Annotated in this window: 12 protein-coding genes; 6 read left to right on the top strand and 6 right to left on the bottom strand. The window is 73.2% G+C overall.

The window, feature by feature from the left end:
• Nucleotides 1-13: 13 nt before the first annotated feature.
• The 3 genes from C2L59_RS32760 to C2L59_RS32750 are packed head-to-tail and all read right to left on the bottom strand — an operon-like array spanning nt 14 to nt 3,497.
• Nucleotides 14-406, bottom strand: coding sequence for a DUF742 domain-containing protein (locus tag C2L59_RS32760; RefSeq protein WP_103353413.1), 393 nt, complete (start codon nt 404-406; stop codon nt 14-16).
• Nucleotides 403-897, bottom strand: a complete 495-nt coding sequence (locus tag C2L59_RS32755) for a roadblock/LC7 domain-containing protein (RefSeq protein ID WP_103353412.1) — start codon at nt 895-897, stop codon at nt 403-405. Before C2L59_RS32755 ends, C2L59_RS32760 begins: the two co-directional genes overlap by 4 nt.
• On the bottom strand, nt 894-3,497 hold the full coding sequence (locus C2L59_RS32750; RefSeq protein WP_103353411.1) for an ATP-binding protein: 2,604 nt from the start codon (nt 3,495-3,497) through the stop codon (nt 894-896). The genes C2L59_RS32755 and C2L59_RS32750 overlap by 4 nt, the downstream gene beginning before the upstream one ends.
• 401 nt (nt 3,498-3,898) lie before the next feature.
• Here C2L59_RS32750 and C2L59_RS49925 point away from each other — a divergent pair, with 401 nt between their 5' ends.
• Both C2L59_RS49925 and C2L59_RS49920 read left to right on the top strand, forming a co-directional pair.
• Nucleotides 3,899-4,513 carry a low temperature requirement protein A gene (locus tag C2L59_RS49925; RefSeq protein WP_255410323.1) on the top strand — a complete coding sequence of 205 codons (615 nt, stop codon included), beginning with the start codon at nt 3,899-3,901 and terminating at the stop codon, nt 4,511-4,513.
• A complete protein-coding gene (locus C2L59_RS49920) occupies nt 4,483-5,145 on the top strand; it encodes a low temperature requirement protein A (protein ID WP_255410322.1) in 663 nt (220 codons plus the stop codon). Before C2L59_RS49925 ends, C2L59_RS49920 begins: the two co-directional genes overlap by 31 nt.
• Nucleotides 5,146-5,220: 75 nt before the next feature.
• Here the strand turns inward: C2L59_RS49920 and C2L59_RS32740 are convergent, their stop codons facing one another.
• From C2L59_RS32740 to C2L59_RS32730, 3 genes are all read right to left on the bottom strand, one after another.
• Nucleotides 5,221-5,700 carry a hypothetical protein gene (locus C2L59_RS32740; RefSeq protein WP_103353410.1) on the bottom strand — a complete coding sequence of 160 codons (480 nt, stop codon included), beginning with the start codon at nt 5,698-5,700 and terminating at the stop codon, nt 5,221-5,223.
• Nucleotides 5,697-8,084, bottom strand: coding sequence for a molybdopterin oxidoreductase family protein (locus C2L59_RS32735; protein WP_103353409.1), 2,388 nt, complete (start codon nt 8,082-8,084; stop codon nt 5,697-5,699). Before C2L59_RS32735 ends, C2L59_RS32740 begins: the two co-directional genes overlap by 4 nt.
• A 78-nt stretch (nt 8,085-8,162) precedes the next feature.
• Entirely contained in the window at nt 8,163-8,639 is a 477-nt protein-coding gene (locus C2L59_RS32730; protein WP_103353408.1) for a MarR family winged helix-turn-helix transcriptional regulator, read from the bottom strand.
• Between the two features lie 79 nt (nt 8,640-8,718).
• Here C2L59_RS32730 and C2L59_RS32725 point away from each other — a divergent pair, with 79 nt between their 5' ends.
• The 4 genes from C2L59_RS32725 to C2L59_RS32710 form a co-directional block, all read left to right on the top strand.
• Nucleotides 8,719-9,075: a DUF6292 family protein gene (locus C2L59_RS32725; protein ID WP_103353407.1), complete on the top strand. Its 357-nt coding sequence runs from the start codon at nt 8,719-8,721 to the stop codon at nt 9,073-9,075.
• A complete protein-coding gene (locus tag C2L59_RS32720; protein WP_103353406.1) occupies nt 9,056-10,849 on the top strand; it encodes a thiamine pyrophosphate-requiring protein in 1,794 nt (597 codons plus the stop codon). The genes C2L59_RS32725 and C2L59_RS32720 overlap by 20 nt, the downstream gene beginning before the upstream one ends.
• Nucleotides 10,846-11,922, top strand: coding sequence for an enolase C-terminal domain-like protein (locus C2L59_RS32715; RefSeq protein ID WP_103353405.1), 1,077 nt, complete (start codon nt 10,846-10,848; stop codon nt 11,920-11,922). Before C2L59_RS32720 ends, C2L59_RS32715 begins: the two co-directional genes overlap by 4 nt.
• A 13-nt stretch (nt 11,923-11,935) precedes the next feature.
• A partial coding sequence (locus C2L59_RS32710) for an FAD-binding and (Fe-S)-binding domain-containing protein (RefSeq protein ID WP_103353404.1) occupies nt 11,936-14,940 on the top strand: 3,005 nt, incomplete at its 3' end.

Raw genomic sequence — 14,940 nt, 5'->3', positions numbered from 1 at the left:
CGGGAAGTCCTTTCTAGAGGTCGCGCAGCCCGTGCAGCACGCGTTCCATCAGGTCGTGGCGCTCGTCCCAGGTGGCGGTCTCCGACAGCGTGTCGCGGACGATCACCAGGTTGTCCTGCATCAGGTCCGGCACGAGCACGCGGACCACGCCGAGCGGCAGCGCCAGCAGCGCGGCGATCTCCATCAGCGACCGCGGCCGGACGCACAGCTCGAGGACCTCCGCCTGCGCGCTCGAGGTCAGGTAGCCGGCTTCGGCCAGGCCCGCCATCGTGGTCTCGACCAGAGCTTCGACGGCGATCTCGACCGCCGGTGCCGTCCGGCCTTCGGTCCACGCGTAGGGGCGGGCGAGCGCCGGGCTGCGGCGCGGCTCGTCCCCGTGCGGGCCGGGCGGCGGGTCGTCGATCACCGGTGGTCCTGGGCCACCGGTATCTCGCGTGCGGGCACGTCGACCTTCTGCCCCACCCGCTCGACCAGCATCGTCATCTCGTAGCCGACCAGCCCGATGTCGCAGCCGGTCGAGGCGAGCACGACGAGGTTCGAGCCGTCGCCGACGCTCATCAGCAGCAGGAACCCCTGCTCCATCTCGATCACCGACTGCACCACCCGCCCGGCGGTGAACAGTTCGGCGGTGCCCAGCGACAGGCTGGACAGCCCGGCCGCGATGGCGGCCAGCTGGTCGGCGCGTTCGCGGGGCAGGGCGTCGTCGGCGGCGACGAGCAGGCCGTCGGCCGAGACCAGCACGGCGTGCGCGATCCCCGACACGTCCTGGACGAACCCGTTGACCAGCCAGTTCAGCGTCGCCGTCCGTTCGGGCGGGACGGCGGGACCGGGGACGGCCAGTGTCCCGCTGAGGGACCGGGCCGACGGCTCGGGGCGTCGAGCGTGCAGTTCCGTCATCGCGGATCCACTTCGTCCTTTCCGGATTGCCCGGCCCGGGCCGCGGTTTCCTGCCGGGCCGCGCGCATGCCCTGGTAGTGCCGGGAGAGACTGCTGCGAACGGCGGCGGCGTCGCGGAACGGCGCCCCGCCGGCCTGTTCCCGCACCCGCGGAACGACCGCACCGGGCGCGAGCTGCGCCCCGGGGCGGCGGGTCGGCAGGCCGGCATCGGTGACCCGCTGCGCGGGGGCGGGCCGGAGAGCGCTTTCGGCGGCTTGCCGCACCCGGTCGGCGGGAGTGTCCCACCCGCCGACGACGGTGGTTTCGGCCGCGGGGGTGTCGGCGGCGTGCGCCGGGACGTGCTCGGCCGGGGGTTCGACGGCGGGGGTGGCCGGGGGTGGCGTGGTGGCTTCGGCGTGGCCGGGCCGGCTCACGTCCACGGCTTCCACAGCCGGCTTGGCGTGGGGTGCGGCCGGAGTTTCGCCGCGGTTCACCGGTTCGGCTGAAAGGGCCCGGTACTCCGCAGCGGACTCGGTCCGGTCGGTCTCCTCCTCCGGCTCGGCCGCGGCTTCCTCCCCCGTCGGCCAGCTCACCGGGGCCGCCGAGCCGTTCCGCCGCACCACCGGCTTGGCCCCCGGCTCGGTGAACCAGCTCGTCACGACCTGCTCGAAGATCGGCGTCGACGCCTGGGCCGGGACCTCCGGCGGCCGCGCGTGCCCGTTCCTCGCCGGTACCAGCCGGCCCGCGCCGATCGGACGGGCCAGGTCCGCCAGCACCAGCGCACCCGGGACGTGGACGCTCGCCGTCACCCCGGCGTGGCGGGCGGCCGTTCCCGTCGCGCGCAGCCGCACCGTCACCCCGTGCAGGGCCGCCAGCCGGCCGACCACGAACAGCCCCATCCGGCGGGTCGTCTCCGGGCCGACCGTGCCGGCCGCCGCGAGGCGGTCGTTCACCGTCGTCAGCTCCGCCGGCGTCATGCCCAGGCCCTGGTCGACCACCTCGATCAGCAGGCCGCCGTCCGCGCCGCGGTCGGCCGTCAGGGCCACCTTGTGCTCCGGTGGCGAGAACCGGGTCGCGTTCTCCAGCAGCTCCGCGAGGATGTGCACCACGTCCGCCGCCGCCTCCGGCTGGACCGAGCCGCGGGGCGCGTTGCCCAGGGCCACCCGCCGGTAGTCCTTCACCTCCGACGTCGCCGCGCGCAGCAGGTCGCGGGCCGGGACCGGTTCGCGGCCGTGGCGGACCGGGCGCCCGCCCGCCAGGACGTGCAGGTTCTCGCCGTTGCGGCGCAGCCGGGTCGCGATGTGGTCGATCCGGAACAGCTCGTCGAGCCGGCGCGGGTTCTGCTCCCCCGCCTCCAGGTCCTCGATGATCGACAGCTGCTGCTCGACCAGCGACTGGCTCCGCCGCGACAGCGTCATGAACATCTCGCTGACCTGCTTGCGCAGCTCGGCCTGCTCGACGGCGAGCCGGACCGCCTGGCGGTGCATGTCGTCGAACGCGCGGGCCAGCTGCCCGATCTCCTCCTCCGTCCGGACGCCGGAGTCGGGCACCGCGCGCCAGTCGACGTCGTGGCCCTCGCGGACCTGCCGGACGGTTTCCGGCAGCTGCTCGTTCGCCGCGCGCAGGGCGGCCGCGCGCAGCCGGCGCACCGGCGTGACCAGCGACCGCACCACCAGCAGCGCGATCGCGAGCGCGCCGAGCAGCGCGCCCAGGACCAGTGCGGTGTCACGCAGGGAGTCCGACCGGGCGTCGTCCGCCGCCGCCTGGACGTTCGCCGACAGCTGCGCCGCGACGTCGTTCAGCACGCCGGTCACCGCGGCGGTCTCGGCGGTGATCGAGGGCAGCAGCGACGCGAGCGGACGGCCGCCGCCCGGCTCCTGGAGGGCGTCGAGCCGGCCGTCGGCGGCCTCGGCCGCGTCGGCGAACCGGGCCAGTGAGGCACCGGTCAGCTGGTGCTCCGCCTGTTCGGCGAGGACCTCCTGCTCGGCGGCGGTCCGGATGACGGCCGGGCGCAGCGAGGCGTCGTCCGGGCTGTTCTGCGCGGCCCGCCGGTAGGTCTCTTCGGTGGCCAGCTCGCCACGCAGGTGCACCAGCAGCCGGGTGGTCTCCGCGTCGGCGGCGTCGGCCGGGACGATCGCCGGCACGAGGTCGCCGAGGGTGGCGATGATGTCGTTGTAGCCGGCGGCCTTCGTGCGGACGTCGCCGCCGCCGGCCCCGGCCGCGCGGATCCCGGCGAGCTTGCCCAGCGCGGTGTTCAGCGCCCGGCCGGTGTCCCCGGGCAGCGGCGCGAAGCCGACATCGCGCTGGACCGCCGCCACCTTCGCGTCGACCGCCGCGGTCAGCGTGTCCGGCGCACCGGCCGGGACCGCGACGGCGGCGACCATTTCCTCACCCAGCGACGCGGTCAGATCGAGCGTGTCGCGCAGCACCGGCAGCCGGTCGCGGGCCGCGCTGAGCGCGGTCGCCCGGTCGAGCTCGCCCTGGATCCGGATCTCCGCGAGCGCCACCGCGACCAGGACCGGCAGCAGCAGGACGACGCTGATCTTGGTGCGGACGCTCCAGTGCGCCGGCCACCACGCGGCGTCCGCCGGGCGGCGGGGCGTGGATCTGCTTTCGTGCATGGCGGAATCGCTCGATTCCCAGCCGCGCGCACGGCTGACGTCGAACTCGGACAGGAGGCGGATCCCCAGGGATGACGTGGCGTTGATCAGGCCGACCAGCAGAAGACATCACGCCCGGCGTCCTTGTCAACCCTGCGCGGCGGCGTTTCGGAAGGGGAGGATCGAATTATTTCCGCGGCTCACTGATTGTGTTCCCACGGTCGCTGCTTGCACACCGTTCAACAGTGTTCGCGCAGCTCCCGGGCCTTCCGGCAGGCGCGCGAGACATTCCGGAGTGCTGGCGGCAGAATTACCCACAGCAGCCGCCGGGGCGAATTCGGCCATTGCTCGAATGGTGTGTTATTAATTCCCGCCGCGCCCGGGTGGGGGTGCCGGGCACCGGGTGCGGCAGAATCCCCGCCGTGACCGATGGGGACGAGGACGCCGGCGTCGCGCCCGGCAAGCGGGTCGGCTGGGTGGAGCTGTACTTCGACCTGGTCTTCGTGTTCGCGGTGGGCCAGGTGGCGCACGGCATGGTGGCCGCCCCGCACTGGGCGCGCGTCGCCGCCGCGCTCGGGCTCTTCGCGACGCTGTGGTGGACGTGGATCGGCTTCGCCGTGCTCTACAACCGCCGCGGGGACGACAGCCGCGCCGCCGACCGGCTCTTCGTGCTCGCCGGCACCATCCCGTGCGCCATCGCCGCCACCCAGGTGCACCACGTCTTCGAGGGCCACCCCGCGATCTTCGCCGCGGCCATGGCCGCCGTCCGCGTGCTCCTGGCGGCCGCCCACCGGTGGCCGGCCCGGCCCGGGCTCGACCAGCGCCGGATCAGCACCGGCTACGCGGCTTCGGCGGTCCTGTTCGCGGCCTCGGCGGTGCTGCCCGGCAGCGGGTGGTTCTGGGCGTTCGCCCTGCTCCAGGAAGCCGGCTTCCTGCTCCTCGGCGGCCACCGGCGGCCCCGGGGCAGCGCCGGGAACGCCCGACCGCCGAGGCGCGGCGGCGGGCGATGCTGGACGGGCCCCGCGACCCGAACCTGAAGGTCGACTCCGCCCACCTCGCCGAACGCTTCGGGTTGTTCATGATCCTGCTGCTCGGCGAGCTGGTGATCACCGTCGGCACGGCCGCGCTGGAGCGACCCGCCGACGACTTCGCGTACTGGGCGGCCATGACCGGCGGCCTGGTGCTCGCCGGCGCGCTGTGGTGGCTGTACTTCACCTCGGCCGCGGAACTGTCCGAGAAACTCCTCGGCCTCTCCGGCGGCAACCCCACGCTCGCCTATTCGCTCTACGCGGGCGGCCACCTGCCGCCGGCCTTCGCCCTGCTGCTGGTCGCGGCCGGGGTCAACCTTTCGCTGCACGAGTCCCCACCCCCCGCGGCGGCCTGGCTCCTCACCGCGGGCCTGACGGTCTACATCGCGGGCACCCGCGTCTTCGCGGCCGAGCCGGCCCGCTGGTACCAGCGGGCGGCCCGCATCGCGACCCTCGCCGCCACGGTGAACCTGGCCCACCTGGACCGGGTGCTGCCCGCGCCCGCGGTGGTCGTGGTGGTCGCGATCTGGGGTGTGGGAATGACGGCGATCAGCACGATCGTGCGCCGCCGGGCCTTGGACCGCCTCGGCGACAACCCGCTGGGATTTCTGCTGCACGGCCGCGAAGCCCGGGTGCGGTGACCGCCAGGCCGGTCAGCTCGGCGAGGTCCTTCACCGTGGGCAGCACCATCACCCGGGTACCCAGGCGGCGGTGACCTAGCTCGTCAGGATCTGCGGCGCGAGCACCTTCAGCATCGCGTTCGTCCACTTCAGCTGCCGCAGCGTCTGCGGGTGGCAGCGGCTCGCCAGCTCCAGCATTTCGGTGTCCTTCGCCGCCTGCGCGCTCTGCGCGAGCAGTTCCCAGTCGAGCGAGACGCCCGCCGCGCGGCGGTGCAGGCGGCGCAGGTCCGCCAGCAGGAGCACGCCCGGCTCCGGACGACGGCCGCCCAGCTCGGACAGGGCCGTCCGCAGCGGCTCCAGCGGCCCCGGGCCGGGCACCTCCTCGCCGAGGTCCAGGCCGTGGGCGCGGCCGGCCCGGGCGATGTCCCGCACGTGTGCCGCCGACCAGCCGGCCAGGTCGCGGGCGAGGTGGTGGATCTCGTGCTCGGCGTGGTGGCGGCCGGACGCCTTCAGCAGGTCCTTGGCCATCGCCGTTTCCGCGCGGTGCAGCTCCCGCAGGACGAGGTCGAGCTTCATCGGACGACCTCCTCGTCGACGGTCGCGGGCACCGGTTCGGCGGCCGGGGCGGGCACCGCGCCGATCCGGCGCAGCGCGGCCGCGGCCGTCTTGAACAGCGGCTGCTTGGACACCGGGTCCCAGTCGGTGAAGGTGAGCTCGTTGGCCGCGCGGTCGCCGTCCTTGCCCGCCGGGTGCTCGACGTCCCAGTAGCCGTAGTGGAACGGCAGGAACAGCACGCCGTCGCGGATGCCGCCGATGCGGACCCGGGCGCGGACCGCCCCGCGCGGCGTCGAAACCTCCGCGAGGTCGCCCTCGGCGAGCCCGGCTGCCTCCGCGTCACGCGAGGACACCTCGAGCCACACCTCCGGCGCGGCCGCCTGCAGCTGCGGGGCCCGGCCGGTCTTCGTGCGCGTGTGGAAGTGGTGGATCGTCCGGCCGTTGATGAGGAAGAACGGGTGGTGCTCGTCCGGCGTCTCGTGCGGTTCGAGGTGTTCGGCCGCCCGGAACATGGCCTTTCCGTCGGGGTTCAGCGCCCGGTACTCGACCGGTTCGTAGGGCGCACCGGTGACGAGGTCGCGGCCGTAGCTCTCGCAGTAGTCCGGCTGGGCGAAGAACTTCCCGTCGGCGTAGAGCCGTTCGGTCCCGTCCGGGTGCTCCGCGGTGCACGGCCACTGGACGCCGCTGACCTCGCGCAGCTTGGCGTAGCTCAGGCCGCTGTAGTCGCACGGCCGGCCCGCCGACGCGCGTTTCCACGCCTCGAACGCGGTTTCGGGGTCGTGCCACTGCGGGAACGGCTCGCCGTCGTTGCCGCGGAAGTCCATGCGCCGCGCGTAATCCAGGAAGATGTCGAGGTCGGCCCGCGCCTGCCCGGGCGGCTCGACCGCCTTTTCCGACAGGTGCACCGTGCGGTCGACGTTGGTGAACGTGCCGGTCTTCTCGCCCCACATCGCCGCGGGCAGCACCACGTCGGCCAGCTCGGCCGTCTCGGTCAGGAAAGCGTCCTGCACGACCAGGAACAGCCGCGGGGAGTCCAGGATGGACCGGATCCGGTGCAGCTCGGGCAGCGAGACGGCGGGGTTGGTGGCCGACACCCAGAGGAACCGCAGGGTCCCGGTCTCGGCGTAGCGCAGCATCTGCATCAGGTGCGTCGGCGGGCCGTAGTGCGGGATCTTGCCCAGGTCCACGTTCCACAGCCCGGCGAGCTCGGCCACGTGCGAGTCGTTGGCCCAGTTGCGGAATCCGGTCAGGTCGCCGTCGGCACCGCATTCGCGGGTGTTCTCCGCGGTCGGCTGGCCGTTCATCTGCAGCACGCCGGCGCCGGGCTTGCCCAGCATGCCGCGCAGCAGCACGAGGTTGTTGACCTGCACGGCGGCCGCGGACGCCTGGTGGGACTGGTAGAAGCCCTGGAGCACCGTGCACAGCAGGCGTTCCGCCGAGCCGAGCAGCCGGGCGGCTTCGCGGATTTCCCCGGCGTCGAGCCCGCAGATCTCCGCGGCGCGCTCGGGCGGGTAATCCGCGACCATTGCGGCGAGATCGTCGTAGCCGACCGTGCAGCGCTCGACGTACTCGCGGTCGACCCGGCCGTGCTCGATGATCTCGTGCAGGATCCCGTTCATCAGGGCGACGTTGGTCCCGGGCAGCGGCGCCAGGTGCAGCGTCGCCGCCCGGGCGACCGGGGTGTCGCGCGGGTCGACGCAGAGCACCGCCGGCGGGTTCGGCCCGGCGAGCCGGTCGAGGACGCGCGACCACAGGACGGCCTGCGTTTCGGCCATGTTGTGCCCGAAGAGGGCGATCACGTCGGCGTGGTCGACGTCGGTGTAGGACGACGGCTGGCCGTCGCAGCCGAAAGACTCCTTCAGCGCCGCGGCCGCGGTCGCCGTGCAGAGCCGGGTGTTGCCGTCGAGGTGGTTGGTGCCGAGGCCGCCGCGGGCGATCGCGGCGAGCGTGTAGTACTCCTCGGCGAACAGCTGGCCGCTGGTGTAGAAGCCGAGCGCGCCCGGTCCCTGCTCGTCGAGCAGTTCCCGGCTGCGCCGGACGACCAGGTCCATGGCCTCGTCCCAGCTCGCGGCCACGAGCTCGCCGTTCTTGCGCACCAGGGGCGTGGTCAGCCGGTCCGGCGACGAGTTCGCCTGCCAGGCGAAGAGGTCCTTCGGGTCGAGCCGGCCGTGGTTGACGCGGTCGTCGGCGCGGCCGCGGACCCCGGCGATCCGGCCGTCCTTGACCGCGATGTCGAGCCCGTCGCCGTTGGAGTGCAGCACCGCGGCGCTGCGGACCCACCGGTCGACGTCCTCGGGCCGGAGGCCGTCGGCGAGGTGGCTGTCCACCCGGACCGGCCACGGCTCTCCCGGCCCGTAGGGCGTCCTGGTCCCCCAGGGCTGGGTGATTCCGTCGCGCTTACCCACCGCAAGGACCTCCGATCGTGGCCTGGCCGCCGCGGCGCATACCCCGTCCGTGGCGAGCCAAACTTTTCTCCGGGCATTTCAATTTGCGTGGCGCAATGATGAACGCGAATCCGGTTCGTCCGCTTCGACAGCTCCGGCAAACCGCTCGAAAGCGGCGATCGCGGCGGCGCGCGCCCCGGGGTCGAGCCGGCCGAGGACGCGCGCCAGCACCCGGCGGCGGTCGCGGTCGACCCGGTCCACGAGCTGGCGCCCCGCCGCGGTGGGAGCGAGCAGCGTCTCCCGCCGGTTCAGCGGGTTGGGCGCCTTTTCCAGCAGGTTCAGCGTGACCAGACGATCACACGCCCGGGTGACCGACGACGGGTTCAGCGCCAGCTCGCGCGCCACCCGGCCCATCGTGACCGGCGTCCGGTCGACCACCACCCGCAGCGCGCGGAACTGGGTCAGCGTCAGCTGTTCGGTGTTCCGCTCGACGCTGGAGTCGGCGATCATCACCATCGCCCGCAACACGGCCAGCGCCGCGTCGGTACCCTGGGGCTCCTGCCACGTTTGCGTCACGCAAGTATGATAGCCGGCGAAAGCGGGTACAGCGATTCGTGAGCGCCGAAGGCGACCGCGAAAGGAGGCGTCCGCGCCGGTGAAACCGGATCCCGGGCACGTCGAGGCCACGGCCCTGCGCGACTACGTCGAGTGTGTCGCCGAGTTGCTGCGCGTCGAGCCGGCGGCGTCGTGGAGCGAATGCGGCAGCCCGTCGACCGCCTACATCGCCCTGGCCGCCCGGTACGCGGGCCGGTTCCTGATGGTGCAGTGGACCGACGGCCGCGGGTGGTGCCTGGCCGTGGAACCGGACGGCGCGGAGGCGCCGGCGGTCCTGGCCCGGTGGCCCGAGCCGGTGCGGCCGCCACCCGCCCTGGTGGCCCGCCGGGTCCACGAGGCGCTCACCGAAGCGGCATCGCACGCCAAAGGGAGTACTCATGAGCCAGACCGTCGGTGACTACCTGCTCCAGCGCCTGCGCGAGTGGGGGGTGGAGCAGGTCTTCGCCTACCCGGGCGACGGCATCAACGGGATCGTCGCCTCGTTCGGCAAGGCCGACAACCAGCCGCGGTTCGTCCAGGCGCGGCACGAGGAGATGGCCGCCTTCTCGGCGGTCGGCTACGCGAAGTTCAGCGGCAAGGTCGGCGTCTGCATGGCCACCTCGGGCCCGGGCGCGATCCACCTGCTCAACGGCCTCTACGACGCCAAGCTCGACCACGTCCCGGTGGTCGCGATCGTCGGGCAGACCGCGCGCAGCGCGATGGGCGGCAGCTACCAGCAGGAAATCGACCTGCAGGCCCTCTACAAGGACGTCGCGAGCGAATACCTCGTCGAGGTCAACGTCGCCGAGCAGCTGCCGAACGCCCTCGACCGGGCCATCCGCACGGCCGAGTCGTCCCGCTGCCCGACCGCCCTGATCATCCCCGCGGACCTGCAGGAGGAGCCGTACTCCCCGCCGCAGCACGCGTTCAAGCAGGTGCCCTCCAGCCCGCCGAGCACGGCGTGGTCCCGGGCGGTCCCGGGCGAGGCGGACATCGAGGCGGCGGCCGAGGTGCTCAACGCCGGCGAGAAGGTCGCCATCCTGGTCGGCCAGGGCGCCCGCGGCGCGGCCGAGGAGGTCCGCGAGATCGCGGAGATCACCGGCGCGGGCGTGGCGAAGGCGTTGCTGGGCAAGGACGTCCTGCCCGACGACCTGCCGTGGGTGACCGGCTCGATCGGGCTGCTCGGCACCCGGCCGAGCTACGAGATGATGCGCGACTGCGACACGCTGCTGATCGTCGGCTCGAACTTCCCGTACAGCCAGTTCCTGCCGGACTTCGGCCAGGCGCGGGCGGTGCAGATCGACCTGGACGGCCGGTTCATCGGGATGCGCTACCCGACCGAGGTCAACCTCGTCGGGGACAGCGCGGCCACCCTGCGTGCCCTGCTGCCGCGGCTGAAGAGCAAGCCCGGCCGCTCGTGGCGCGAGACCATCGAGAAGAACGTCGCCTCCTGGTGGGACACCGTCGACAAGGAAGCCGCCGTCGACGCGCAGCCGGTGAACCCGATGGCCATCGTGTCCGAGCTGTCGAAACGGATCCCCGAGAACGCCATCATCACCGCGGACTCCGGCTCCTCGACCAACTGGTACGCGCGCAACCTCCGCATGCGCGGCGACATGCGCGGGTCGCTTTCGGGCACCTTGGCCACGATGGGCCCGGGCGTGCCGTACGCCATCGGCGCCAAGTTCGCCCACCCCGACCGGCCGGTGATCGCCCTGGTCGGTGACGGCGCCATGCAGATGAACGGCCTCGCCGAGCTGATCACCATCGCGCGGTACCACACCCTGTGGAGCGATCCGGCCTGCGTGATCTGCGTCTTCCACAACAACGACCTCAACCAGGTCACCTGGGAGCTGCGCGCGATGGGCGGCGCGCCGAAGTTCGAGGAGTCCCAGAGCCTGCCGGACGTCGACTACGCCGGGTTCGCCCTGTCGCTGGGGCTCGCGGCCGTCACGGTGGACAAGCCGGACCAGCTGGCTTCGGCCTGGGACACCGCGCTCACCGCGGGCAAGCCGGCGGTGCTCGACGTCCGGTGCGACCCGGACGTGCCGCCCATCCCGCCGCACGCCACCTTCGAGCAGGTGAAGTCGGCCGCCCAGGCGGTGCTCAAGGGCGATCCCGACGCGCTCCACCTCGTCGCCCAGGGCGTCAAGACGAAGCTGCAGGAGTTCCTGCCCGGGAAGAACCGGTGACGAGCGTCGAACGGGTCGGCGCCCGGGCCTACCGGGTGCCGACCCCGGCGCCCGAGGCCGACGGCACCCTGGCCTGGAACGCCACCACGATCGTCGTCGTGCACGTCGAGGCCGGCGGGATCCGCGGGCTGGGCTGGACGTACGCCGACGCGGCCTGCGTGCCGCTGGTCGAAGGCGTGCTCGCCGATGCTGTCCGGGACCGCCCGGTGCTCGACGTGCCCGCCTGCTGGGCGGCCATGCAGCACGCCATCCGCAACCTCGGGCGGCCCGGCCTGGTCTCGTGTGCGATGTCCGCCGTCGACATCGCCCTGTGGGACGCCGCGGCCCGCTCGCTCGGGCTGCCCCTGAGCAGGCTGCTGGGCCGGGTGCACGACGAGGTCGCCGTGTACGGCAGCGGCGGCTTCACCACACTCTCCGGTGACGAACTGACCGCGCAGCTGGACCAGTGGGTCCGGCAGCAGCGCATTCCGCGGGTGAAGATCAAGATCGGCGAGTCGCCGGACCGCGATTTCGGCCGGGTCGCGCTGGCCCGCACGGCGATCGGCGACGACGCGGCGCTGTACGTCGACGCCAACGGCGCCTACTCCCCCGGCCGGGCGCGCCGCGTCGCCGAGCGGCTGACGGAGTGGGACGTCACGTGGTTCGAGGAACCGGTTTCCAGCGACGATCTGCCCGGGCTCGCGGCGACGCGCTTCCCCGGCGGCCCGGACATCGCCGCCGGCGAGTACGGCTACGACCTGCCGTACTTCGCGCGCATGCTGCCGGCCGTCGACTGCCTGCAGGTCGACGTCACCCGCTGCGGGGGCTACACCGAATGGCGGCGGGCCGCCGCGCTGGCCGCCGCGGTCAACCGGGACGTGTCGGCCCACTGCGCGCCCAACCTCTCCGCGCACGCCGCCGTGGCCACGCAGAACTTCCGGCACATCGAGTGGTTCGCCGACCACGACCGCATCGAACAACGCTTCTTCGACGGCTGCCTCGACCCGGCCGGCGGCACGGTGACGCCGTCGATGACCGAGCCCGGCCACGGCCTGGCTTTCCGCGCCGACGCGGCAGCCGAATACGCACCCTGAAGGAGGATCCGCGATGGGACCCGTCCAGCTCCCCGATCCGGTGGTGCGCCACGCGGACCACGAAGACATCGACACCGACGCACTCGCCGCGGCACTGCGCGAACGTGTCGACGGCGAAGTGCGCTTCGACCGCGGTACGCGCGCCGCGTACTCGACCGACGCGTCCAACTTCCGGCAGGTGCCCCTCGGGGTCGTGCTGCCGCGGACACCGGACGACGCTGTGGCAGCGCTCGCGGTGGCGCGGGAGTTCCGGGCGCCGGTGCTGTCCCGCGGCGGCGGCACCAGCCTGGCCGGCCAGTGCACCAACACCGCCGTGGTACTCGATTTCTCCAAGTACTGCACCGAACTGGAGTCGGTCGACACCGGCGCCCGGACCTGCGTCGTGCAGCCCGGGATCGTGCTCGACGAGCTGAACCGGCAGCTCGCGGACACCGGCCTGCGGTTCGGGCCGGAGCCGGCGACGCACATGAACTGCACCCTCGGCGGGATGATCGGCAACAACTCCTGCGGCGCCACCGCCCAGCGGACCGGCAAGGTCGTCGACAACATCGCCCGCCTGGAGGTGCTCACCTACGACGGAACCCGTTTCTGGTGCGGGGAAACCACCGACGAGGAGTACGCCGAGATCGAGCGGCACGGCGACCCGCGGGCGGCGATCTACCGGCAGCTGCGCCGGTTGCGCGACGAGTACGCCGGGGAGATCCGCCGCCGCTACCCGGACATCCCGCGCCGGGTTTCCGGCTACAACCTGGATTCCCTGCTGCCGGAGCACCACTTCGACGTCGCCGGGCTGCTCGTCGGCAGCGAGTCCACTTTGGTCACCGTGCTGCGGGCCGAACTGGAACTGGTGCCGGTGCTGCCGGAACGGACGCTCGTGGTGCTCGGCTACCGCGACATCGCCACCGCCGCGGACGCCGTGCCCGCCGTGCTCCCGCACGAGCCGGTCGCGCTGGAAGGCGTGGACCACAAGCTCATCCGGGACCAGCAGATCAAGCACATGAACCCGAAGGCGCTCGGCGAGCTGCCGCACGGGCGCGCGTTCCTGATGGTGCAGTTCGCCGCCGGCACGCACGAGGAAGCCGAACGGCAGGCGCACAAGATGCTCGACGCCCTGCGCGGCACCCAGCACGAAGCCGACGTCGAATTCCTCGACGACCCGGCGCGCGAGCACGAGCTGTGGCAGGTCCGGGAGGCCGGCCTCGGCGCCACCGCGCACCTGCCGGGCCGCGCCGACACCTTCGAAGGCTGGGAGGACTCCGCCGTCGCGCCGGACCGGCTCGGCGAGTACCTGCGGAAGCTGACCGCGCTGTACCAAGAGTTCGGCTACGCCGGCGACACCGGCCCGAGCCTGTACGGCCACTTCGGCCAGGGCTGCGTGCACACCCGGATCCCGTTCGACCTCTACACCGCCGACGGCGTCGCCACCTACCGGCGGTTCATGGAGCGCGCGGCCGACCTGGTCGCCGGGATGGGCGGGTCGTTCTCCGGCGAGCACGGCGACGGCCAGTCGCGCGGCGAACTGCTGCCCAGGATGTTCGGCGACGACCTGGCGATCGCGTTCGGCCGGCTGAAGGCCGTCTTCGACGCGGGGAACCGGATGAACCCCGGCAAGGTCGTCGCCCCCTACCGCCTCGACGAGAACCTGCGCCTGGGCGCCGCCTGGACCCCCGCCGACCCGCAGGACCTGTACTTCCGGTTCCCCGACGACGGCGGCTCGTTCGCCCAAGCCGCCAACCGCTGCGTCGGCGTCGGGCGGTGCCGGCGGCACACCACGAGCGGCGGGCAGGTCATGTGCCCGTCGTACCAGGTGACGGGCGAGGAGGAGCATTCCACGCGCGGCCGGGCGCGGCTGCTGTTCGAGATGCTGGACGGCCACGGCGACAGCCCGGTCGGCGACGGCTGGCGCTCGACGGACGTCCGCGAGGCCCTCGATCTCTGCCTGGCCTGCAAGGGGTGCAAGACGGACTGTCCGGCCAATGTGGACATGGCGACGTACAAGGCGGAGTTCCTCGCCCACCACTACGAGGGCCGGCCGTGGCGGCGGCCGCGTTCGGACTTCACGATGGGCTGGCTGCCCGCGTTCGCCCAGCTCGTCGGCCGGCTGCGGGCCGGCCGCGTGGTCAACGCCCTGACGCACGCGCCGGGGCTGTCCCGGCTGGCGACGCTCGTGGCGGGCGTCGAGGACCGCGAAGTCCCGATGTTCGCCGGGGAGACGTTGCAGCAGTGGTTCGCCCGGCGCGGGCCGGCCGGCACCGGCGCCCGCGGGACGGTGCTGCTCTGGCCGGACACGTTCACCAACTCGTTCCACCCGCACGTGGGCCGGGCCGCGGTGCGGCTGATGGAGGACGCGGGCTGGCGGGTCACCCTGCCGTCGGCGGCCCTGTGCTGCGGGCTGACGTGGATCTCGACCGGGCAGCTGGGGGCGGCGAAGCACATCCTGGCCCGCACGGTCCGCGAGCTGGCCCCGCACCTGCACGACGGCGGCCTCGTCGTCGGCCTGGAACCCAGCTGCACAGCGGTGTTCCGCGCCGACGCGGCCGACCTCTTCCCGGGCGACCACGACGTCCGGCGCCTGCGCGCGCAGACGGTCACCCTCGCCGAGCTGCTCACCGAGCACTCCCCCGGCTACCGCCCGCCGCACCTGGCCGCGAAGGCGATCGCGCAGGTGCACTGCCACCAGCACGCGGTCATGGGCTGGGACGCGGACCGCAAGCTCCTCGAAGCCGCGGGCGTCGACGCCGAGCAGCTGGACTCGGGCTGCTGCGGCCTGGCGGGCAACTTCGGATTCGAGAAGGGGCATTTGGAGGTCTCGGAGGCGTGCGCGGAGCGGGTTCTGCTGCCCCGTGTTCGCGACGCGGCCCCGGAGACGGCGGTACTGGCGGACGGGTTCAGCTGCCGAACCCAGCTCCACGAGCTCGACAGCGGCGGGCGGGAGGGGGTGCACCTGGCGGAGCTGCTGGCGAGCGGGCTCGAGGAGCCGGCGGAGCAGGCTCGGCCTCGGCGCGGGCGCGTGCGGAC

It is taken from the genome of Amycolatopsis sp. CA-128772 (assembly GCF_002904295.1).
GTDB lineage: Bacteria > Actinomycetota > Actinomycetes > Mycobacteriales > Pseudonocardiaceae > Amycolatopsis.
The sequence above is the reverse complement of the archived record's forward strand: the minus strand, read 5'-3'. Positions and strand labels throughout refer to the sequence as shown.